This is a genomic window from Exiguobacterium sp. PHA03, from assembly GCF_041945985.1.
Taxonomy (GTDB): domain Bacteria; phylum Bacillota; class Bacilli; order Exiguobacteriales; family Exiguobacteriaceae; genus Exiguobacterium_A.
Map to the genome: position 1 here is coordinate 809396 of NZ_JAUTYQ010000001.1, position 20311 is coordinate 829706.

25 protein-coding genes are annotated in these 20311 nt (G+C 49.0%); 15 read left to right on the plus strand and 10 right to left on the minus strand.

Features of this window, described 5'->3' with window-relative positions:
• Positions 1-365: 365 nt before the first annotated feature.
• A complete protein-coding gene (locus tag Q7C19_RS04280; RefSeq protein WP_375091720.1) occupies positions 366-839 on the plus strand; it encodes a hypothetical protein in 474 nt (157 codons plus the stop codon).
• Positions 840-904: 65 nt separating this feature from the next.
• On the opposite strand, the gene Q7C19_RS04285 is transcribed toward Q7C19_RS04280, so the two are convergent.
• From Q7C19_RS04285 to Q7C19_RS04295, 3 genes are read right to left on the minus strand one after another with little or no spacing between them, the layout of a single operon-like run.
• On the minus strand, positions 905-1282 hold the full coding sequence (locus Q7C19_RS04285) for a VOC family protein (RefSeq protein ID WP_290773163.1): 378 nt from the start codon (positions 1280-1282) through the stop codon (positions 905-907).
• Positions 1283-1299: 17 nt separating this feature from the next.
• Positions 1300-2463: an MFS transporter gene (locus Q7C19_RS04290; protein ID WP_375091721.1), complete on the minus strand. Its 1164-nt coding sequence runs from the start codon at positions 2461-2463 to the stop codon at positions 1300-1302.
• Positions 2460-3443, minus strand: coding sequence for an ROK family protein (locus Q7C19_RS04295; protein ID WP_375091722.1), 984 nt, complete (start codon positions 3441-3443; stop codon positions 2460-2462). Before Q7C19_RS04295 ends, Q7C19_RS04290 begins: the two co-directional genes overlap by 4 nt.
• 260 nt (positions 3444-3703) lie before the next feature.
• On the opposite strand from Q7C19_RS04295, the gene Q7C19_RS04300 reads away from it, so the two are divergent.
• From Q7C19_RS04300 to Q7C19_RS04315, 4 genes are all read left to right on the plus strand, one after another.
• Complete coding sequence (locus Q7C19_RS04300; RefSeq protein ID WP_375091723.1) at positions 3704-4609, plus strand: methyl-accepting chemotaxis protein; 906 nt, start codon at positions 3704-3706, stop codon at positions 4607-4609.
• Positions 4610-4718: 109 nt separating this feature from the next.
• The gene (locus tag Q7C19_RS04305; protein ID WP_214853615.1) at positions 4719-5207 is read left to right on the plus strand and encodes a GNAT family N-acetyltransferase; all 489 of its coding nucleotides are present in this window, start codon (positions 4719-4721) and stop codon (positions 5205-5207) included.
• A gap of 34 nt (positions 5208-5241) precedes the next feature.
• Positions 5242-5820 carry a GNAT family N-acetyltransferase gene (locus Q7C19_RS04310; RefSeq protein ID WP_375091724.1) on the plus strand — a complete coding sequence of 193 codons (579 nt, stop codon included), beginning with the start codon at positions 5242-5244 and terminating at the stop codon, positions 5818-5820.
• Complete coding sequence (locus tag Q7C19_RS04315; RefSeq protein ID WP_375091725.1) at positions 5802-6278, plus strand: GNAT family N-acetyltransferase; 477 nt, start codon at positions 5802-5804, stop codon at positions 6276-6278. Before Q7C19_RS04310 ends, Q7C19_RS04315 begins: the two co-directional genes overlap by 19 nt.
• A gap of 39 nt (positions 6279-6317) precedes the next feature.
• On the opposite strand, the gene Q7C19_RS04320 is transcribed toward Q7C19_RS04315, so the two are convergent.
• Positions 6318-7370: a C45 family autoproteolytic acyltransferase/hydrolase gene (locus Q7C19_RS04320; RefSeq protein WP_035408076.1), complete on the minus strand. Its 1053-nt coding sequence runs from the start codon at positions 7368-7370 to the stop codon at positions 6318-6320.
• Between the two features lie 162 nt (positions 7371-7532).
• Here Q7C19_RS04320 and Q7C19_RS04325 point away from each other — a divergent pair, with 162 nt between their 5' ends.
• The gene (locus Q7C19_RS04325) at positions 7533-9239 is read left to right on the plus strand and encodes a methyl-accepting chemotaxis protein (RefSeq protein ID WP_375091726.1); all 1707 of its coding nucleotides are present in this window, start codon (positions 7533-7535) and stop codon (positions 9237-9239) included.
• 142 nt (positions 9240-9381) lie between these two features.
• Here the strand turns inward: Q7C19_RS04325 and Q7C19_RS04330 are convergent, their stop codons facing one another.
• The gene (locus tag Q7C19_RS04330) at positions 9382-9885 is read right to left on the minus strand and encodes a DNA topology modulation protein (RefSeq protein ID WP_056061296.1); all 504 of its coding nucleotides are present in this window, start codon (positions 9883-9885) and stop codon (positions 9382-9384) included.
• Between the two features lie 480 nt (positions 9886-10365).
• Between Q7C19_RS04330 and Q7C19_RS04335 the strand changes: the two genes are divergently transcribed.
• The 6 genes from Q7C19_RS04335 (at position 10366) to Q7C19_RS04360 (ending at position 15412) form a co-directional block, all read left to right on the plus strand.
• Positions 10366-10806, plus strand: a complete 441-nt coding sequence (locus tag Q7C19_RS04335; protein ID WP_375091727.1) for a VOC family protein — start codon at positions 10366-10368, stop codon at positions 10804-10806.
• A gap of 79 nt (positions 10807-10885) precedes the next feature.
• Positions 10886-11215 carry an ArsR/SmtB family transcription factor gene (locus tag Q7C19_RS04340; RefSeq protein WP_052019022.1) on the plus strand — a complete coding sequence of 110 codons (330 nt, stop codon included), beginning with the start codon at positions 10886-10888 and terminating at the stop codon, positions 11213-11215.
• A gap of 10 nt (positions 11216-11225) precedes the next feature.
• Positions 11226-12530 (plus strand): arsenic transporter, encoded by a 1305-nt coding sequence (locus Q7C19_RS04345; RefSeq protein ID WP_375091728.1) that lies wholly within the window; start codon positions 11226-11228, stop codon positions 12528-12530.
• Positions 12531-12545: 15 nt separating this feature from the next.
• The gene (locus tag Q7C19_RS04350) at positions 12546-14204 is read left to right on the plus strand and encodes an FAD-dependent oxidoreductase (protein ID WP_375091729.1); all 1659 of its coding nucleotides are present in this window, start codon (positions 12546-12548) and stop codon (positions 14202-14204) included.
• Between the two features lie 108 nt (positions 14205-14312).
• Positions 14313-14930 (plus strand): flavodoxin family protein, encoded by a 618-nt coding sequence (locus tag Q7C19_RS04355; protein ID WP_056061306.1) that lies wholly within the window; start codon positions 14313-14315, stop codon positions 14928-14930.
• Positions 14927-15412 (plus strand): YusW family protein, encoded by a 486-nt coding sequence (locus Q7C19_RS04360; protein WP_290750264.1) that lies wholly within the window; start codon positions 14927-14929, stop codon positions 15410-15412. Before Q7C19_RS04355 ends, Q7C19_RS04360 begins: the two co-directional genes overlap by 4 nt.
• Before the next feature lie 246 nt (positions 15413-15658).
• Here the strand turns inward: Q7C19_RS04360 and Q7C19_RS04365 are convergent, their stop codons facing one another.
• The 5 genes from Q7C19_RS04365 to Q7C19_RS04385 form a co-directional block, all read right to left on the minus strand.
• Positions 15659-16444, minus strand: coding sequence for an endonuclease/exonuclease/phosphatase family protein (locus Q7C19_RS04365; protein ID WP_290750267.1), 786 nt, complete (start codon positions 16442-16444; stop codon positions 15659-15661).
• Complete coding sequence (locus tag Q7C19_RS04370) at positions 16441-16971, minus strand: GNAT family N-acetyltransferase (RefSeq protein WP_375091730.1); 531 nt, start codon at positions 16969-16971, stop codon at positions 16441-16443. The genes Q7C19_RS04365 and Q7C19_RS04370 overlap by 4 nt, the downstream gene beginning before the upstream one ends.
• Positions 16972-17133: 162 nt before the next feature.
• A complete protein-coding gene (locus tag Q7C19_RS04375; protein ID WP_375091731.1) occupies positions 17134-17610 on the minus strand; it encodes a DUF2178 domain-containing protein in 477 nt (158 codons plus the stop codon).
• The gene (locus Q7C19_RS04380) at positions 17610-17816 is read right to left on the minus strand and encodes a helix-turn-helix transcriptional regulator (protein WP_035408056.1); all 207 of its coding nucleotides are present in this window, start codon (positions 17814-17816) and stop codon (positions 17610-17612) included. Before Q7C19_RS04380 ends, Q7C19_RS04375 begins: the two co-directional genes overlap by 1 nt.
• A gap of 179 nt (positions 17817-17995) precedes the next feature.
• On the minus strand, positions 17996-18277 hold the full coding sequence (locus Q7C19_RS04385) for a hypothetical protein (RefSeq protein WP_375091732.1): 282 nt from the start codon (positions 18275-18277) through the stop codon (positions 17996-17998).
• A gap of 173 nt (positions 18278-18450) precedes the next feature.
• Between Q7C19_RS04385 and Q7C19_RS04390 the strand changes: the two genes are divergently transcribed.
• The 3 genes from Q7C19_RS04390 to Q7C19_RS04400 all read left to right on the plus strand — a co-directional run bounded on the left by Q7C19_RS04390 (position 18451) and on the right by Q7C19_RS04400 (position 20291).
• A complete protein-coding gene (locus Q7C19_RS04390; RefSeq protein ID WP_155960153.1) occupies positions 18451-18669 on the plus strand; it encodes a hypothetical protein in 219 nt (72 codons plus the stop codon).
• A gap of 133 nt (positions 18670-18802) precedes the next feature.
• Positions 18803-19714, plus strand: a complete 912-nt coding sequence (locus tag Q7C19_RS04395; RefSeq protein WP_375091733.1) for a PhzF family phenazine biosynthesis protein — start codon at positions 18803-18805, stop codon at positions 19712-19714.
• Positions 19686-20291 (plus strand): HAD-IA family hydrolase, encoded by a 606-nt coding sequence (locus tag Q7C19_RS04400; protein WP_375091734.1) that lies wholly within the window; start codon positions 19686-19688, stop codon positions 20289-20291. Before Q7C19_RS04395 ends, Q7C19_RS04400 begins: the two co-directional genes overlap by 29 nt.
• The last annotated feature ends 20 nt before the right edge of the window (positions 20292-20311 follow it).

Genomic DNA, 20311 nt, shown 5'->3' on the forward strand with positions numbered 1-20311 from the left:
TGAAGTGAAGTATGACTGAATGCGTGTAACGAATTGGTCATACGTAAAACCTCCTTAATGACGATTTAAATTACATATGTAAGTAAATAAATCCAATACCTACCTAATTATAACCATGGATAAAATGAAAAGAGAAAGTTAATAACTGAAAAATTAGTCAATTTACATATTTACCAAATAAATGGACTAGGATGAGCGACTGTTTTTCTGAAATGTAATGGATGAATTATTAAACGAACGTTGTCAATGTTTTACAGAACTATACGTTATGTTAAGATAGGTGAATCGAACGATAAAGACAGTAGGAACCTCAGTTCATAGAGGCTTTTACTGTCTTTTACTATTTTCGAAAGGGGGAGGCATCTATGAAAAAGCGAGTATTGCAGAAAATGAAGGCAATTCTGTTGATGAGTCTTCATTTTGGATTCATCTATTTATTGATGAATCCAGTGAACCTCGGGAGTGTTGAAGAAAATCTGTTCATGACGATCTTCGTTCTGATCGAGGTCTATGTCGTGACGGTCTTTTATACGAGTTTGATTTTTTTAGGTATCGGGACACCGCTATCATTAGGGATTGAATATATCGTGAGTCAGCAAAAGCATAAGCGTAGATGGTCGATCGTCCTGCATCTGCTGTTAGGAGGAGTTCTGACATTATTAATTCTTCTTCTATTTGGCATCTTGCCACCATTTTCAGCGTGGATGGATACGGAGATTCTATTGAAAGTAATCTTCTTATTGTTCTACCCAGTAGGATCTCTTCTCGTATTTGAACGAATGATCAATCGTCGGAAGTCTGCTCGTCAAGAGAAATACCAACAAGCAGGAAACCGTTGAGCAGTCATCGACCGACAAACAATCCCTCACTCTAATCAGAATGAGGGATTGTTTCGTTTCATCTATTAGACCGTCAATTCAATCACATTACCTTCCGGGTCCGCGATCGTACTTTCATAATACCCGTCACCCGTCGTCCGAGGACCGTCAAGATGTTGTATACCTTCATCCTGTAACCGAGCTGTCCAGTCATCGACTGCTTGTTTACTGCCGAGCGAAAAGGCGAGGTGGGCATAACCGAGCGCATTCATCGTCCGTTCCGTGATATCCGTCCGTTGCATCAATTCAAGACGCGCACCACTCGAGAACGTCAGGAAATATGACGTGAACCCTTTCATCGGATTATGATATCGCTCGCCTGTCGTAGCATCAAAATGTGTTTCGTAGAATTGACGCATCCCTTCCAGGTCTGCCACCCAAAGGGCGATATGTTCAATCTTCATCTCCATTCCTCCTTTTTTCAAGACGCTTTTGCCAATCGCTGTCTGAATAACATCCGGTTCAATCCTTCCGTAGCGATCAGCATCAAGAAGATGAGACTGATCGTGAACCAATGGAACAACGATAAGGAGTAGGACGTCGCCAGCCATCCGAACAATGGCGGCATGAAGGTACTACCGGTATAGGCGAATGCCATTTGTACCCCCATCAGCCGTTGCGCCGCGGCCTCCCCGAAGCGAACCGGCGTCTCATGGAGCATTGCCGGATAAATCGGTGCGAGACCAAGCCCGACAAGTACGAAACCAAGCGGCATCCAGGCAGTAGGTGCGAGGATGAAACAGGCGGCTCCGACGAATGCCGTCCATTGACCGACACGAATCAAACGACGATTCGACCAGCGCAGCGATAGAAAACCACTGATGAAGCGCCCCGCGGTGATACTTCCGTAGTAGACGGAAATCCACGTCGCTGCTGATGTTACGGAAAAGGACCGGACTTGGACGAGATAACTGCTGCCCCACAGCCCGACGACCGCTTCGACGCCGCAATAAAAGCAAAACGCTGCGAGAGCGGCAATCAATCCGCGTGGTTTTCCTGACGACGTACTCACGGTCTGAACCTGTTCAGACACGTGTTTCGGAGCCCGCTTCCAGAGGGGTAAGCTGACGATCAAGATGATCATCAAAACGAGTTGCAATACGCCGACGACGAGGTAACCAACACGCCAACCGGAATCGAGCAATACGCCAGCCATGATGAGTGGACCAGCTGTCGCACCGATGCCCCAGAAGCAATGGAGCCAGTTCATATGATGCGCTTGATAATGCGTGGCAACAAAATGATTCAACGCCGCGTCGACGACTCCAGCGCCCAGTCCGAGCGGAATCGCAAGGACGAAGAGCCAAATCAAGGACGGAGCAACGTAAAAACCAATCAATGCCAGAGCCGTCAAACCGGCAGAAGCTGCCGTGATCGGACCTGTTGAATAACGTTCGATCAGTCGACCGCTAAACAGACTCGAGACGATCGTTCCGGCAGCGATCGTCATGAAGAGCCAACCTGCCATGTCGAGCGGGGCGTCGAGATCGAGCCGCATCACAGGCCACGCCGTACCGAGTAACGCATCCGGAAGACCAAGACTGATGAAAGCGAGATAAATCAAAGGTAATAGTAGACGGGTCATCGGGCGAGACCTCCTAACGGAATTTGTTCAATGAATGACTGGATGCTGAGTTGCATCAAACCATCTAAATAATCGGTTTCCCAGTCGCCTTTTCGCAACTGAGGTAATTTGCTGAGCGGAAAGCGCTTGGCGCATCGATCCGTCAATCGAGCTAACCCGTCATCCGAGACATCTGACGCTGCGAACAAGATGACATCCGGATTTAAGGTGGCGCTAAACGAGAGGATGATTCGACTTAACGCCTCATACCAGTCGTCAGAGTGTGGTGTAGTCGTCGCGAGGGCTTGTCCGACATTTCGCTTGTCGTCAAACGGGATGAACGAGATCTCTCCAGCGAAGTGATGCGCTCCGTGGACGACATTACCTGAAACGGCGACACCGGCTCCCGGTCCGTTCATTCCGAGATACATATAGACGGTCGTCTCGTTATCAGAAGCTTGCGCACGGACCGCAGCGTTCATATCATTTTCGACGATGACGGGTCGCCCGAACCGTTCAGTCAGTTCTTGTTGTAAGGGGCGACCGTCTAGCGTCGGATAATCCGGGGCGAATAGGATTGTGCCAGTCGTATCAACGGCACCGGCGACACCAATCGCAAGCGTCTGAATACGTGGATGATCGTTAAGTAATGCTGTCAGCGTGCTCAATAAAACAGATCCATGATCCGTCGAATCGAAGTTCAGGCGATCCGTTGCGATCACATGTCCACCGACGTCGTGGATGCGATACTGCAGATACGTCCGTTCGAGATAAAGAGCGAGTCCGTGAAAGTGATTCACGCGATAGCGATACCGTTTTGCCGGACGACCACCGCGAACCAATTCAAGTGGTGTCTCTTCAATTTCCCGAGCAGTGATCATCTGATCAATCTGTTTGCTCGCAGTCGGAAAACTGACGTCTAGGACGTTCCGAATCACCGGAATCGTATCGAGATGGTCGATCAAAAAAGCGTGACGCGTACGAGAGAGGACTTCAGTCAAAGGATAAACCTCCAATTTGGATTACTTATTAAAATATTTTAATAAGTTTTGATTTAAGTATAGCAGGTCGGGAAATATAGACAACAAAAAAGAGGAAAGAAATAAATCCACTGAAAATCATGTTTCATTCTTACTCTCTCTGGATAATAATAAAAGAAGTGAAAAAATTTTAGTCATATATCTTTAATTCATACTATTCCGATTTGTAATATCTTGGATAGCCTGTAACGGGAGGTAGATGGCGAGAGGAGCTTGTAATCATGACCACCCAACTTTCAACCGACCTAGGATCCCAAGATATTGTAGCCTCCCTGCGAGATAACGTCGCGATGATTCGATTCGATCGGCAACGTCGTGTCGTCGATGTCAATGGTTTGTTCGCAAAGACGATGAAGTATAAACGAGAAGAGATGATCGGGATGCAGCACCATCTCTTCTGCACGACGGAGTTTGCAATGAGTGACAGTTACCAAGCATTTTGGCAGAAGCTGTTTAGTGGCTTCAGTACGGCAGATAAAATTGAACGGATCGATGCGTATGGTCAATCGATTTGGCTAGAAGCGACCTATATGCCGATTTACGATGGAACGGAAGTGACCGGTGTCTTGAAGATTGCCTCCGATATCACCGATCGTCAGCAGACGATTCAACAATTCGCGACTTCGTTTGATGCGATCGCCAGTGATCTGAACACGCGGTCGACGCATGGCGAGCGGGAGAGCAATGCGTTACGGCAAACAATCGAGCAGATGGCTGAGACGACCCGTGATAACCATCAGACGATTGAACGCTTGCAGCGCCAGGCGCAAGATATCGCCCAAGTGACCGAGACGATTAAAACGATCGCGTCCCAGACGAATCTCTTGTCACTCAATGCCTCGATTGAAGCAGCACGAGCCGGTGAACACGGGAAAGGGTTCAATGTCGTCGCGACAGAGGTCCGCAATCTCTCGAAACTCGTCGAGCAAGCCGTCGTTGATGTCCGGCAAACGACACAGCGAATGAACGATGAACTACAGCGGATTGCCCGTGCGATGACGCAAGCAACGTCGGATGCACAAGCAAGCGTCACGGTCGTCGCGGAAACGGTCGATCGCTTCCATGACGTGCAAAGTGCAGCATCGTCGTTAACGGAGACAGCGCGAGATTTTACAAAAGCAATTTAAGTGAGGGACGGCATTCCGATAAACGGAGTGCCGTTTTGTATAAAAAGTATCCCTACACTTTGGAATAATATGTTAATATACTACAAAACGAAAAGGGAGCGAATTTCTGATGAATATCCGTACTGCCCGCCCTGACGATTTTCAGGCGTTGATTCCGCTATTCCAACAAATTCATGAGCAGCATGTAGCTTTACGCCCCGATCACTACCGTCCGCACGAGATGCCGGTTTCGGAAGACTTATTTTTGTCGCAACTCGACCGATCAGATTTCGAAATCCTCGTCGCGGAATACAAAGGACTTGCCGGTGTGATCGTCTTAAAGGAAGATATCATCGAAGGGAGCGGCTTCGTCTTTGATAAACATTACTTACGGGTCATCAGTCTCGTCGTTGCGGATACGCATCAGAAGCAAGGCGTAGGCAAGCGGTTGATGCAAGCCGCTTACGCGCATGCGGAAACAATTGGTTGCGACCGGATCGAACTCGGCGTCGATGACGCCAATCAAGAAGCGATCGCCTTTTACGAGGCACTCGGAATGTCTGTCCGCTCAAGACGGATGGAATGGAACGTGACGTCTAGCAGGGAAACGACGTCGTGACGTCAAACAACAGTTACTAGAAAGGGGAGAGGTCATGTTCAGGTTACAAGTGTCCGATCACGTATCGCTTCAATTGTTCGAACGGCACCATGCGGAGACATTATTCGCCCTTGTCAATGCCAATCGCGCACATCTTCGCGAATGGCTCGGTTGGGTTGATGGTACAACAGATGCCATTACATATCAGGAAGTAGTCATCCCAGCATGGTTGCAACAGTTTGCCGATGGTAACGGGTTTACGTGTGGCATCTATCTTCAGGAGGAGCTCGTCGGAACGATCGGTTTGCATGCAATCGATCGGCATCTCGGGCAAACGTCGATCGGCTATTACTTAGGAGAAAAGGGACTCGGGAAAGGTGTCATGACGGACGTCGTCCGGTTCGTCACGCATTATTGTTTCGAGACGCTCGGCTTGAACCGCGTCGTCATCGAGTGTGCGACTGGAAACGTCCGGAGCAGACGGATCCCGGAACGACTCGGGTTCACGGAAGAAGGCGTCTTACGGGACGCTGAGAAATTGTACGGGACTTATCACGACCTCCAGGTCTATGCGATGTTACGAAGGGACTGGACGAAAACGCAGGAGGTAGCAGCATGCGCATCGAGCCAATGAAACAAGCGACCTATGAGGTGTATCTACCCGTGGCAATCGAGGAGTATGCGGCAGATAAGTGTCGCGCCGGTACGTGGTCAGAGAACGAGGCGCATAATAAGTCGACAGATGAGTTTGCGACGTTGTTGCCTGAAGGTCTGAAAACGAAGGATCATTATTTGTTTACGTTTCGTGACGAGACAGCCAGCGACATTGGAATGGTCTGGGTTCACGTAAAAGAAGAATCACGCGGACGTTCCGCTTTCATCTTCGATGTCAAGATTACGTCCGATAAACAAAACCAAGGGTACGGCAAAGAAGCACTCCGATTACTGGAAGTGATGTTAAAACGGATGAACGTCAAAAAGATTTCGTTACACGTCTTCGCGCATAACGAACGGGCGATTCATGTGTATGACTCGCTTGGGTATGAGAAAACGGATTATTATATGTCGAAACGACTAGACGTTTCCCAGTAAAAAGATGCCTCTTGCGCAAGCAGGAGGCATCTTTTTCGTTTAACGCCATGTCTGAAGTGTATTTGCAAACTGGATGGTCGTCTCAAGTTCTCCTGTGATTTCACTTGCTGTGAAGTCATTGCCGGCGAGCCAGTCAGCAAAGTCGAACGTGACCGGTTCCTGATCACCACCGAGCGCGAACCATACCTTTAACTCTTCCGGGAAGTAGGCAGACGTATGGATCGTTCCTGCCCACTGCGCATATAAATCAGCGAAGACGCCTTTATCAGTATCGTTCAAGAGTCGGAAAGCGGATTCCGCATCTTGAATCATATGTTGATGTGTCTTTAGCTCCATCATCCGACGTTTTGAGTCATCCAGGTGATAGCGGTTTTCGTGCTGTAGCAAATCGAAGTGATTGGTACACATGTTCGATTCCCGCACTTGGACGTCGCGTGCCGTCGCCTCGATGACAAACGAACGCGCGGATTTATCGTGGACGACGTACGTGAACGATCCGCGATGTGGAATCTCTTTGACGAGTGAGATCGCATCGTCGACCGACGTACACATCTCGAGGATGATCCGTCCGATCATGAAGCTGACGAATCCATCTCCCGGCCGCCGACGATTGATGAAGTTATAACCCATCGCAAGACCGTGTTCGTTCATCCCATCCATCCGGCCTGTCACCCGTGAAGCCGGACCGATGATCGCTGAACCACCATCGTTCGGTTGGAAGACGGAAAATCGTCCGTCATATGTCATCGGATGATAGTCATAATTGCGAACGAGAAAATTATCACCGGTCATGATCGAACAACCGCTTTTCGGTCCTTCGACCCGGTAATGTCCGAAATGGAGTAATGTGTCTGGCAATGATAGTTCGAGTTCGTCTTGCAGTCCGAGCAACTCGTCCCAGATGTGCGGAGCATACCGAAGGAACATCTCCTTCGTCTCGACCGGATCGACTTGAAAGCGAGGAACACGGATTTTCCAGTTGTCCTCTCGGTTATGGAGCAACTGATTTCGTTTGACGTAACGCCCTTGTTCGCGACCGAACTCATAATGACTGCCGCGGAATTGCGTGATTTCATTGGCTACTCGTTGCATGGGACTCATCCTTTCTTCAACTGCTGTATGCTGATTATATCGAACGCAAGGGAGAAAGTCGTATGGCAAGTCTTTACTAAAGCACATCTAAAGTATGGGAATATTGAAAAAATAGTCAACTTTTTCAATCCTGAACCGATAACAAAAACGGGAGGGGATGGAATGAAACATATGTCAGTCAGACGGAAGATACAAGCTTTGATCGCAACAGCCGTCGTTGCGATGCTACTCATTGCGGGAGCAGGACTCTATTTCTTGAACCAGATGTCAAACGCTTCCCGAGCGATGTATCAGGAGAACTTGATTCCGATCCAAGAAGTGGCACAGATTCGGATCGATACACGGGCTCTCGATTCCTTTTTAGTGGAGATGATCCTAACGAAGGATGAAGCACGAATCACGGAACTCCAAGCCGATATCGATACGCGACAGGCTCAGATTCGGTCGTCAGTCACGAAGGTTGAAAAAACGGGACAATTTGATGCGCGAGAAAAGAAACAACTCGAGGAGTTGAAGGATAATGTCCTCGCCTACGACAACTCGATGACGCTCGTTCAAGATGCGGCGACACGAAATGAAGAGGAAGAAGCCTACACGGCGTATTCCGATGGTTTGGAACAAGTCCGGGATAACGTCGCGAACTCGGCAAAAGCATTAATGGCTTCAATGACTAAACAAGCGAAGATGTTAGATGCCCAGAATCAAGCGGAAAAACAAACCGCCTTTTACTTAATGCTCGGTATCTTTTTACTGGCGGTCCTCTTGTTTGCAGGACTTGCCTTATACATCACACGTCTCATCACACGTCCGATTCGTCAACTGCAGGGTTGGATGAATCAGTCAGGTAAAGGTGACTTGACTGTCCGAGGTCACTATGATTCGAAAGACGAACTTGGTCAATTGACGACATCGTTTAATGAAATGATCGCCTCACAACAACAAGTCGTCCTTGAACTTACGGGAACGGCAGACCGCGTCGCCGTTGCGTCGGATGAGCTTAGCGTCAATGCGGAATCAACGACGAAAGCAACAGAGATGGTCGCTGTGACGATGGAAGAGATGGCAAGCGGTGCAAGTCAACAGCTGCATCAAGTGTCCGATGCTTCACGGACGATTGAAGAGTTGACGACGTCCGTCCGCTACGTCGCCGGCAATGCGCAACAGATGACGGAACGGACGGCGGACGCGATGGAAAAAGTTGCCCACGGTGGAAAGGTCGTCGGTACACTTGGAACACAGATGGGACGCATTCAAGAAGACGTGTCGCGTCTCAGCCAAGTCATCGATGGTCTAGGCAACCGATCACAGGAAATTGGTCAAATCACGGATTCGATCAAAGGTGTCGCGGCACAGACGAACCTTCTCGCTTTAAACGCAGCAATCGAGGCAGCACGCGCTGGTGAACAAGGACGCGGATTTGCCGTCGTCGCAGCGGAAGTCAAGACGCTTGCGGAACAATCGGCGGTCTCGGCAAAACAGATCGAGTCCTTGATTCGGGTCATCCAACAAGAGACAGAAGCATCGGTCGCCTCGATGGAGAAAGTCTCGACCGAGATGACGAGCGGGATTGCCGTCGTCGATCAGGCAGGGACATCCTTCTCGGAAATCGAGACAGCGATCACCGACGTGACAGGGCACGTCGAAGATGTGTCCGGCGCCGTTCAGGAAATGGCGGCAGCGAGTGAACAAATCGCTTCTGTCATGCGGACGATTCAAGCGGTGACGGAAGGAACCGCTGCTGGGACACAAAACATCTCCGCTTCGACCGAGGAGCAGATGGCGTCGATGGAAGAAATTTCGTCTGCATCGCAATCGCTCGCGACGATGGCGGATGATTTAAAACAAGTCACAGGCAGATTCAGCGTGTAAGATATTGCACTACGACCATGAGGGGTAACCGTCATGGTCGTTTTTTTATTTGTGGTAATGACTGGAAAACGGGCAGGAGAGTAAATTTGTTTCGTCGTATGTACATCACTAAGGATGACGAAAGGTAACAGATGAACGGATGTTATGAAAGTGATTGAAGAAACTGTTTGACAGCGCGGCGGGACCGCAAATGAACGATTTGTTTATCGGACGTCGCTTTAAGCGTTGAAAGGATACTCGGTCGCTTATCGATCGGAAACCGCCAAATCCATTTCAGAAAATCAAGCGACAGTTTCTCGGGACAGCCTGCCGCCATATCCGGTCGGCCGGTCTTACGATAGCGCAAGGTCCGTTTCAGCGCACGGTACAGACAAAGCGTCCGCGGCAGATCAAGGAAGATGACCGTATCAGCGGCATCGATTCGTAAGTCAAGCGTTCCACCGTAATTACCGTCGATGATCCATGGATCACGCGATATGAGTGTTTGTTGAATCTGGCGTTGTTCCTCACGCGAAACCGCCTCCCAGTTCGGACGCCACAATAAGCTGTCGAGGTGATCAACGGGATAACTTAGTTTTTTGCCCATCTCGCGGGCAAGCGTCGATTTACCGGACCCACCAGAACCAATCAGGATGATTTTTCGCATCATAGACCTCCTATTTTTTGTCATAGGAATTGATCATATCACGGTTTTCTAGTCGAGGATAGAACGAAAGGAGTGAATGAGATGGTACCAAATTTCATAATCGAAGGGATGACGATTGTTTTTCTATTTCTCTTACTGGGATGCAGAACAAGCGTATCTGAAACAAAGCTTTATGAATCGGTGTCGGGTTATCTTGAGCAGCTTTTGTGACATTCGTAAACAGCAGTTAAGTGATATATAACTAAGCGATACAACTGATGACATATTCAAGAGGAGCGGGGTCGTCACGAGCCAGTCGATGTAGAGGGTTTCAGTCAGAAAGCCATCAATTTTCGATAATGATCCGGAGTCACCAACGGCTTGTTTCATGAAATAGCAACTGACGATACAAACTTCAGCCACCACTTCGAAACGCTCTAGATGTGCTTTCTATCAACGTTTTGAAAAAAACATTTTGACACACTTGAGGAGGAATGACGGATGCCAATTAAACGAACGGATCATATCAGTCTGAACGTCGTGAACCTAGAAGAAGCGATTCACTTTTTTTCGCTTTGCGGGCTCGAAGTACGTGGACGATGGGAAATGGAAGGGAAGTTGCTCGATCGTTTGTTGAATCTAGACGGGGCAAAGACGGAATGTGTCGCTCTTGGGTTACCAGGTGAAGCAATCTGGCTCGAACTGGTTCGGTTCAAACGACCAGTTGAGACGTCCACTGTCGTTCAGCACGTTTATTCCAGTGGATTGCGTCATCTCTGTTTTGAAGTGACAGGACTCGATACACTCCTCGAACGGTTAGCGAATCATGGATATCAACCGATTGGGGACGTCGCGAATTACGAAAATGAGTATCGCCTATGTTACGTAAGAGGACCTGAAGGTGTGATCATAGAGCTAGCAGAAAAAATCGATTCCGTATAAACACGGGATCGATTTTTTATTTCTTGTTGTATAACCAAATGGTTATATTATATCCTGATGAAGAAAGGACGGGAAACTCATGACACGATTTGATCCAGAAATAGAAACGATGAGTCAGTATCTCAAAGGGTTAAGTGATCCGGTACGGCTGGATATCTTACGTCGATTACAGGTGCGCGAACACTGTGTCTGTGATTTGACTGCGGCATTCGATATTTCACAACCCGCGATCAGTCGACATTTAAAACGACTTCGAGAACAAGCGATCATCTCCGAACGCCGCGATCGGCAATGGATCTATTATCGCTTAAATCGGGAACATCCTTATTACGGTCAACTGGAATGGATGCTAAGACGGCTGGATACAGCAGATGTGCGCTCCAGTTCCTGTACCGTATTAGAAATCTAACAGAAATGAAGTGAATCAATTGACAGCATCACAATGGCTTGCGATCGGAATATTTCTGATCACCTTATTTTTGATCATCAAACAACCGAAAGGGCTAGGTATCGGATACTCAGCGATCGGGATGGCGATTGTCGCGCTTTTAACGGGCGTTGTCGAACTGGGAGACGTCGCGACCGTCTGGGGGATCATCTGGAACGCGACGTTCACCTTCATCGCCTTGATCGTCATCTCATTGATCTTAGATGAGATCGGCTTCTTTGAATGGGCCGCGTTACATATGGCCCGAATCGCCCGCGGTGGCGGTCTTAAACTATTCATCTACATGACGTTACTCGGTGCCCTTGTCTCGGCCTTGTTCGCGAATGATGGGGCTGCCTTGATTCTGACACCGATCGTCCTCGCGATGGTCCGTCACCTGAAGTTACCGGATGCGGTCGTCCTGGCATATGTCTTCGCCTCCGGCTTTATCGCCGACACGGCAAGTCTTCCGTTCGTCATCTCGAACCTCGTCAACATCGTTTCGGCGGACTTCTTTCACATCGGTTTTACAGAGTATGCGGCACGGATGGTCTTCGTCAACGTCTTTTCGGTCGTTGGTAGTCTGCTTGTCTTGTACTTCTATTTCAAGAAGCAGATCCCGAAAGTCTATGCCGTCGAGGATTTGGCGAAACCGACGTCTGCGATTCGCGATATGCGGATGTTCCGTGCTTCATGGATCGTCCTTGGCTTGTTGCTCGTCGGATACTTTACGAGTGATGCGATTGGCATTCCGGTCAGTCTCGTTGCTGGCATCATCGCTGTCTTTTTCTTATTCCTGGCGCAAAAATCACCGAGTGTTCCGACGAAGAAGGTCCTTGCCGGTGCCCCGTGGGCGATCGTCTTCTTCTCGCTCGGTATGTATATCGTCGTCTACGGTCTGCGCAATGCGGGACTGACGCAAGTCCTTGCGGAGTTGATCGAGTGGATGGCGACGAACCTCGCATCGGCGACGTTCGGGATGGGCTTCCTTGCCGCTCTGTTGTCTTCTGTCATGAACAATATGCCGACCGTCATGATCAATGCGTTGTCGATCGAGCATACGGCAACGACGGGAGCGATTCGTGACGCCTTAATCTACGCGAATGTCATCGGTAGCGATCTCGGTCCAAAGATCACGCCGATCGGAAGTCTTGCAACCTTACTGTGGCTCCATGTCTTGCGCTCGAAAGGGGTCCGGATCGGTTGGGGACAATATTTCAAAATTGGTACCGTCTTGACGATTCCGACGCTCGCCATCGCGTTGCTCGGACTCTACATCAGTTTATTACTCTATTAAGAGGAGGACATGAATATGGCGAAACTACTTATCATCGGCTCGGTCGCTGCCGGCACATCAGTTGGGGCGAAGGCACGCCGTAATAGCGAAGACTTAGAGATCACGATCTACGACCGGGACGAGGACATTTCCTATTCCGGTTGTGGGATTCCCTATTTCGTCGGCGGTGAAGTCGCTGAGCTCGATGAATTGACGCCACGCGACGCAGCGTTCTTCAAGAAACGTTACAACATCGACGTTAAGACGCGTCATAACGTCGAAGCGATTGATCACGAGACGAAGACAGCGACGATCCGTCATCTGGATTCGGGTGAGACATTCACGGATACGTACGATACGCTCGTTTTCGCGACTGGTGCCTCTAGCATCATTCCGCCGCTACCGGGCGTCGATCTCGAAAACGTCTTCCCGGTCCGTAACATCCGCAATGCGGAAGCGATTCGTCGGTACGTCGACGCGCAAGCTCCAAAACGTGCTGTCATCGTCGGCGGCGGATTCATCGGACTCGAGATGGCAGAACAGTTGACATATCGCGGAATCGAAGTGACGCTCGTCGAACGGTTGACGCAAGTCATGCCACCGCTAGACGTTGATATGGCAAAACGCGTTAGTGACCATCTTGAAGCGAACGGCGTCATCTTGCGACTCGGTGAGTCCGTCGCTTCGTTCGAAGGGGAGAAAACGGCTCGTGCAGTCGTTCTTGCGAGTGGCGAGACGATCGAGACGGATCTCGTCATCCTGTCAGTCGGTGTCAAACCAAACACGCAACTCGCACAAGAAATCGGTGTGACGATTGGGCAGACGGGTGCGATCGCCGTCAATCGACAGATGCAGACGAACATCGAAGGCGTTTATGCGGTCGGCGATGTCGCCGAGAGCTTTTCGCTCATCACCGGTCAACCCCTTTACCGCCCGCTTGGTTCGACAGCGAACAAGATGGGGCGGATTGCTGGGATGGTCATCACTGGTGAAGCGATTGAACACCGGGGAATCCTTGGAACGGGAATTTTTAAAGCATTCGATTTGACGGTCGCCCAGACCGGATTGACTGAAAAAGAAGCCCGCGACGCCGGGTATGATATCGAAGTGTTACACAACATCAAGCCGGATCGCCCGGAATATCTCGGCGGCAAAGAAATGGTCATCAAGGCGATTGCAGATCGGAACGATGGTCGTGTCCTCGGTGCCCAAATCGTTGGTCCGCAAGGGGTCGATAAACGGATTGATGTCCTTGCGACCGCAATCAGCTTCAAGGCAAAAGCGGAAGACTTATTCCATCTTGATCTAGCCTATGCGCCGCCATTCTCGACGACGAAGGACCCCGTTCTTTACACCGGGATGGCCCTCGATAACGCAATCAAACAAAACGCACGCTTGAAAACACCGAATGCTTTGATGGAAGAGGTCGCTAAGGGTCAGGTCTTCCAAATCATCGATACGCGCTCACGCGCTCAGTTCGAGAAGAGTCATGTCGACGGGGCAATCCATATTCCGCTCGGTGAGTTACGTGAGCGGGCGCAGGAACTTGATCCGACGGTACCGACAATCGTTTACTGCAATAAAGGTGTCACAGGAAACGCGGCACAGAACGTCTTGAAGAATCTCGGGTTCAGGGACGTCTGTAACTTATCCGGTGGCAATCAAAACTATCAACACATCAAGTCATGTCTCTGACAAGGAAAGTCTTCGCGAAAGCGGAGGCTTTTTTTGTTTACTTCGGATTAGAATCAGGAAAGGATTAAGGACGAGGAACATGTCAATTCAAAAGGGGAGGATGAACGGATGGTACGCGCTTTATTTTTGAACTGTACTTTAAAAGCATCACAAGAACCATCGAACACGGAAGCGTTGATTCGCGACGTGATTTCGTACTGGGAGCATGAGGACGTCGATTCAGAAATCGTTCGAGTCGTCGATCATCAAGTCGCATTCGGTGTGACGGAAGATGAAGGGAACGGCGACGAATGGCCGGCACTCTTCGACAAAGTCAAACAGGCAGATATCGTCGTCATCGGGACGCCGCTGTGGCTCGGTGAAAAAAGTAGTGTCGCGACACAAGTCATCGAACGGTTATACGGGGGAAGTGGCTTGACGAACGACGTTGGACAAGCCATCTATTATAACAAGGTCGGTGGTGTCATCGTCACCGGCAACGAGGATGGGGCGAAACACGCGTCCGCGTCGATTTTATACGGTCTGTCGCACATCGGATTCACGATTCCCCCCAATGTCGATGCGTACTGGGTCGGTGAAGCGGGACCTGGACCGTCTTACATCGAAGCCGGACGTGACAATGACTTCACGAAACGGCATGCCCAGTTTTTAGCTGCCAATCTTTTGCATCTTGCTCGGCTATTGAAAGCGCACCCGATTCCAGCAGAAGGGAATGTGATGGAATGAAGAGAGGATATGTTACAGGATACGGTGTTGCGACCTTATTTGCGATGAGTCTAATGGTAGCAGGATGCGGGAACGACGAAACGGCGTCGGACAAGGTCGAGGACGGATCTACAAACTCGAATACGACCGACAATACGATGAAAGATAAGGATGCGGTCACGAAAAATGCAGATACGGATTATGGATTCACCAGTTTATCGATTGAAGCGGACGTCAACGGGGATATGGACGCAATCGACATCAGCTATGACCGAGAGAATGACGGCACGGAAGCCGAATACCAGTATAAAGATGAAAACAAACGCGGGGACGCGGCGATGACGGAACTCGACGCGAAGTTCAAGAACTTAAAAGTAGATGCGGATACATCTGAGAAAGATGTCATCGCGGAAGTGGAGCGTGTATTTGCGATTCAAGATGCGTCCCGCCTCGAGGTGGAGATCGACTTCTCGGACGGAACAGAAAAAGAATACAAAAAATAAACGACGGGGCTGACTCACATGTCGTCCTCTAAAGATAAGGGTGGCAGAATGATGATCTGCCACCCTTATCTCGTAAAAAAATGACGCGTCACACGCCACTCCTACAGGAAAAAGCGTATTATGCGCTGTCAGAGACAAACAAGACCCGCTTTCCTGCTTGAATGAAGCAAGAAAACTGGCTTGTGTCTCGCCTGAGGAAAGGGCGTAAAAAGACGCGTCATTCTTTTTTGAGTCAGCCTCGTCGTTTTAGTGAATCGTCATATGAGCGAGGACCCCATAATGATCACTTGGTATGACGTGATGGGGCAGTCGTTCATGTCCGATCAATTGAACGCGTTGTAAGGTTACTGGTGCCGGTGATCGTTGACACAGCAACCAATCGTACCGGGCAGGTGTCGTGATTCCGTCATTCTTTTTAGCATACGAATTCGTCATAGGATCAAGAGTCACAGGAGCAAGTTGACCGGTCCGCATGGCAAAACTGTCAGCGAGATCGACCCACTCCTTAAGCGTTGCTTGATGCAGAGAAGAATTTGGACAATCATTAAAGTCACCACCAAGGAACTCGACCGTCGCGTCATCCGTCTGTGAGGCAATCCATTCGTTGACGAATCGAAGTTGATCGAGTCGAATGTCTGAAGCACGCCAGTTGAAATGAATGTTCGTCACGGCAAAACGAACACCTTTAATCGAAAACGGAATCCGAATCGCACAGTGATGATTGATGTTTGCTGTCGCGGCGGCACTCGAATCCGTTCGCTCAAACGGCAGTTTCGTTAAAATGGCAAGTCCTTCATCCGGTGAATCCATATAAGGATCCATCATCCAATAAGGATAACCAGTCGCCTCTGCGAGATGTTCGGCGATTGAGACGAACGGTTCATCCGGATGAAACGTCGACATCACTTCCTGCAGAAGAAGAACATCCGGTTGATGCTGATTGATTTCCGCACACAATGCCGCAAACCGTTCCTGACGCTTGTATGGATGATGCCAAATGTTATACGTCGCGATCGATAATGAGAAACTCATAACGCTAAGCCCATCAGGACAGTATCATAATAACAGCCGTCCGACAGCAACCGATCGTGGCGTAGTCGTCCTTCTTCTAGGAAACTGTGACGTTGGTAGAGTCGGATCGCCCCGTGATTCGTCTCGACGACTTCGAGTTGGATTTTCAGAAGCGACTGCGTCTTCGCCCAAGCGATCATCCGGATCGTCAATTGGGTGCCGATTCCTTGTCCCCAATCCGAACGCAGGACCCCTAAGCCGAACGATGCTTTATGAGCAAAGCGCTTTAATGCAAATCCACGACACCTGGCGTAAGCAATGAGTTGTTCCTCCCGTTCAACGACGAGGATTTGATCCGGAACCGATGAATTGTGTAACTGATCAACGAAATCGGTCGCCGTCATCACGTCCTCACCAGGCATCCGGTCGAAGTACTCCGTTTCCGCGTCAAGTGCTTGACGTAGTGCAGCAAGTGCTTTAGCATCACTAAGACGAGCCGGACGAATGTGGTAACGTTGCGTATTAAATGAGTGGTGCGTCGTCTGCATATATTAGCCTCCCATCTAGATAGAATATGCCAGCATTGTGGCATTGTTGTCGGATTAAAATCGGTCACATGTATATGCTAGGGAAACGGTGTATCACGAATAGGGTCAACTGACGGACCATCCGGAGCAGGCGCAAACTCAATAGTCCTTCGTCAAACGATGTTAGCGGCGAACGTGGACGATCCAAGCGGTCATATAGGTAAGGGTTCCAACCGATAGGACGAGCGCGATCGCATAAAACGGAAACGAAGGATACCGTTCAAGTAGTGGCTGTTCAAATAAAAAGGCAATCATCAGGATAGGAAGACTGGTCAAAAAAGCAACGTACGCCGCGCGGGTCGCCTTACCAGTGATAAGGGCTTCTCGTTCGTCCGAGTCAGAGAATTCTGCTGTTGACGTCGACCATTTTGAAAATGACCGGGAGCGATCCGTTCGTGAGAGATAGCCAATGCATGAGACGACAATAGCGATGATGATCAGTGGCAGCATGATGCTGAGATCGAGCTCAAACGACAGACCGGTACCGGATACAGGATCATCTTGAAATAATTGAAGTTTGTCATGAATCGCACTGATGAGAGACGCAGCTAAAAAATAGAGACAACAATTTAAAACAGATTGGGTTATGACGCGGTTCATCAAGACTCCTCCTCTAATTGAAATAATTCCTCTACTGGTCGATCGAAGACGCGAGCAATTTGCATTGCGAGTAGTAAGGATGGCGTATAGCTGCCTTTTTCAAGCGAGATGACGGTCTGGCGTGTCACGCCGATCCGTTCAGCGAACTGTTCCTGAGTCCACTTCTGTTGTTGGCGATAAATCCGGACTTGATTCGTCAGCTTCATCCAGCGACCTCCTTTCCAGTTATCTATATTGTAAAGTCTGTTTTACATTTTGTAAAGTATACTTTACTTTTTAAGTGAGAAAAAGCCAATGAATCAAGACGATCCATTGGCGTAGTCGTAAGCGATACATTCAAATTGGTTTATATTGCAACGGGATTGAAGCGAGCCATTTGCAAACATTACATGACGTGCGGCGTTACAATGATGGCTACGAGACACACGAACGTCGTAATGACGTGATTTCGTCGTAAGGACAAGGGAAGCAAAACAAGCCCTGTGATCGTGACACCGGTAACGATCCATCCTAAAAGAAATTCCGTGTCATGGGAAGCGATCGGAATACTCAATAGATACGCTGTCGCGTGCGGAAAGTAGCCCAGTGCATCGAAAAGGATCCCGCTAAAGACACCCATCAATAGCAAACCGATCGCTAGCTGAAACCGTTTTTTGGATTTAATCATATAAATGCTCCTCATCTGTTTGTTTGACGCATGACTTCGTGATCGGTGCGTCTATCTTCTAGTCATTCGTCAAAATGAATCGAATTCCTGACTGTTATCTTTCTTGGAACTTTATCAAAAATCCTTGCTTCTACGCACCAATCGGAATATTCAGATAATAATCGGGTATCATCATGAAAACACCATCGCCGATTCAGTGGAAAGGAGAAGAGAAGATGATGCCTGAACTGATACCGGATGACCGGGAGCTCGAACGAAGGATTCGAATCGTCCATCTGTTGCGAAAACTGGGTAAAACAGACGAAGCGATTGCAAGGTCCCTCTATGTACCGATTGAATGGGTCCAGTCGATTTATGAAGAAGACGACTGGCAGCAAATGCAATCATCCTAAGGCAAGGGCGTCTCGTCCTTGTTTTTTCATCTGTTCTGGTAGACTTATCTTATAAAAATGAAGTCAAGATGTCAGAAATCAAAGACACATAACAACACGTTGCGTGATCTGAATACTGGACAGGAGGAGACAGATGATTGAAATATTGCACTATGATGTGTTTACGGCGACACCCGGAACCGGTAATCCAGCCGGAGTTGTCTTAAACGCCGATCGATTGTCGGAGCTTGAGATGCAATGGATTGCTCGGACGAGTGGATTCACGGAAACGACATTCATCCTCTCTTGCGAGCAGGCAGATTATCAAATGCGTTTCTTTGCACCGGAACGGGAGATGGACTTGTGTGGACATGGTACGATCGCTGCATTGACGGCGATCGATTCACATATTGGTGTACCTGCAACATGTCAAATCAAGACAAAATCAGGCATCTTGCCTGTGATTCGTTTAGCGCATGGCATGTTTCGTTTACAACAAGGGCGACCTTGTCTGCACCCATTTAATGGTGACGTTGAGGCAGTCTTAGCATCGATTGGATTAGAAATGAAACATTTAGATGAACGATTTCCGGTCGTTTATGGAAGTACCGGGAATTGGACGCTTGTGTTGCCGATTCGCCGTCTCGTCGATTTTCAACGGATGGTGCCAGATCATCAACAATTTGCATCCGTTTTGACTGACTATCCTCAAGCATCGATTCACCCCATCTGTTTCGATACATATGATGCGCAGGCGATTTTACACGGGCGTCACTTCTCAGCAACGGGATCAGGCAGCATCGAAGATCCGGTAACAGGAACGGCGAGTGGTGTGATGGGTGTCTATTACCGAAAATTCATGAAGCCATCCGTCTCAGGAACGATGATCACTGTCGAGCAAGGACATGAGATAGGACGATCAGGTCAGGTAAAAATTCATGTCTCCGGTGAAGGACTTAATCACAACGACTGGAAGGTTGAGATGGACGGGCAAGCCGTCTTTGTTGGTGTAAAGAAAGTGGGAGAGGAAGAGGCAGATGTTGAAACACTTCATTTGGGATTTTGACGGTACCTTGTTCGATACATATCCGGTGTTGATCGATGTTTTCGTGGACATGCTCGAGAGCGAGGGGCAATCGGTCGATCGAGAACGTGTCGCTGAGTTGATAGCGATCTTGGCTAAGACGATGTATGAGGCGTTTGCGGTGTCCGAAGCATTCATTACGAACTACAAACAACAAAAGGCGACGATCGAGCGCGAACGGTCCGGTCCGTTTCCGGGAATTCATGAATTGCTTGAGACATTATCGGCAAGTGGTGCGACGCATCATATCGTCACCCATCGTGGAACATCCATTCATGCGTTGCTTGCAAAGCACGAATTGACGCATCATTTTCAAGACATCCTGACTGCAGCACATGGCTTCGTCCGTAAGCCGGATCCGGAAGCTGTCACGTACTTGATTAATCGGCATCAGATGGCTCTAGACGAGACGATCATGATCGGGGACCGGGAACTCGACGTCTTAGCGGGACATCGTGCGGGTATTGCCACATGTCTGATCAACGAACGACCAAATGAGACGGTAGCGACCTATACGGTGCCGACGCCTGAACAATTACACGAACGATTGCTGACATAACGACAGCCCCGCTTCCAGTG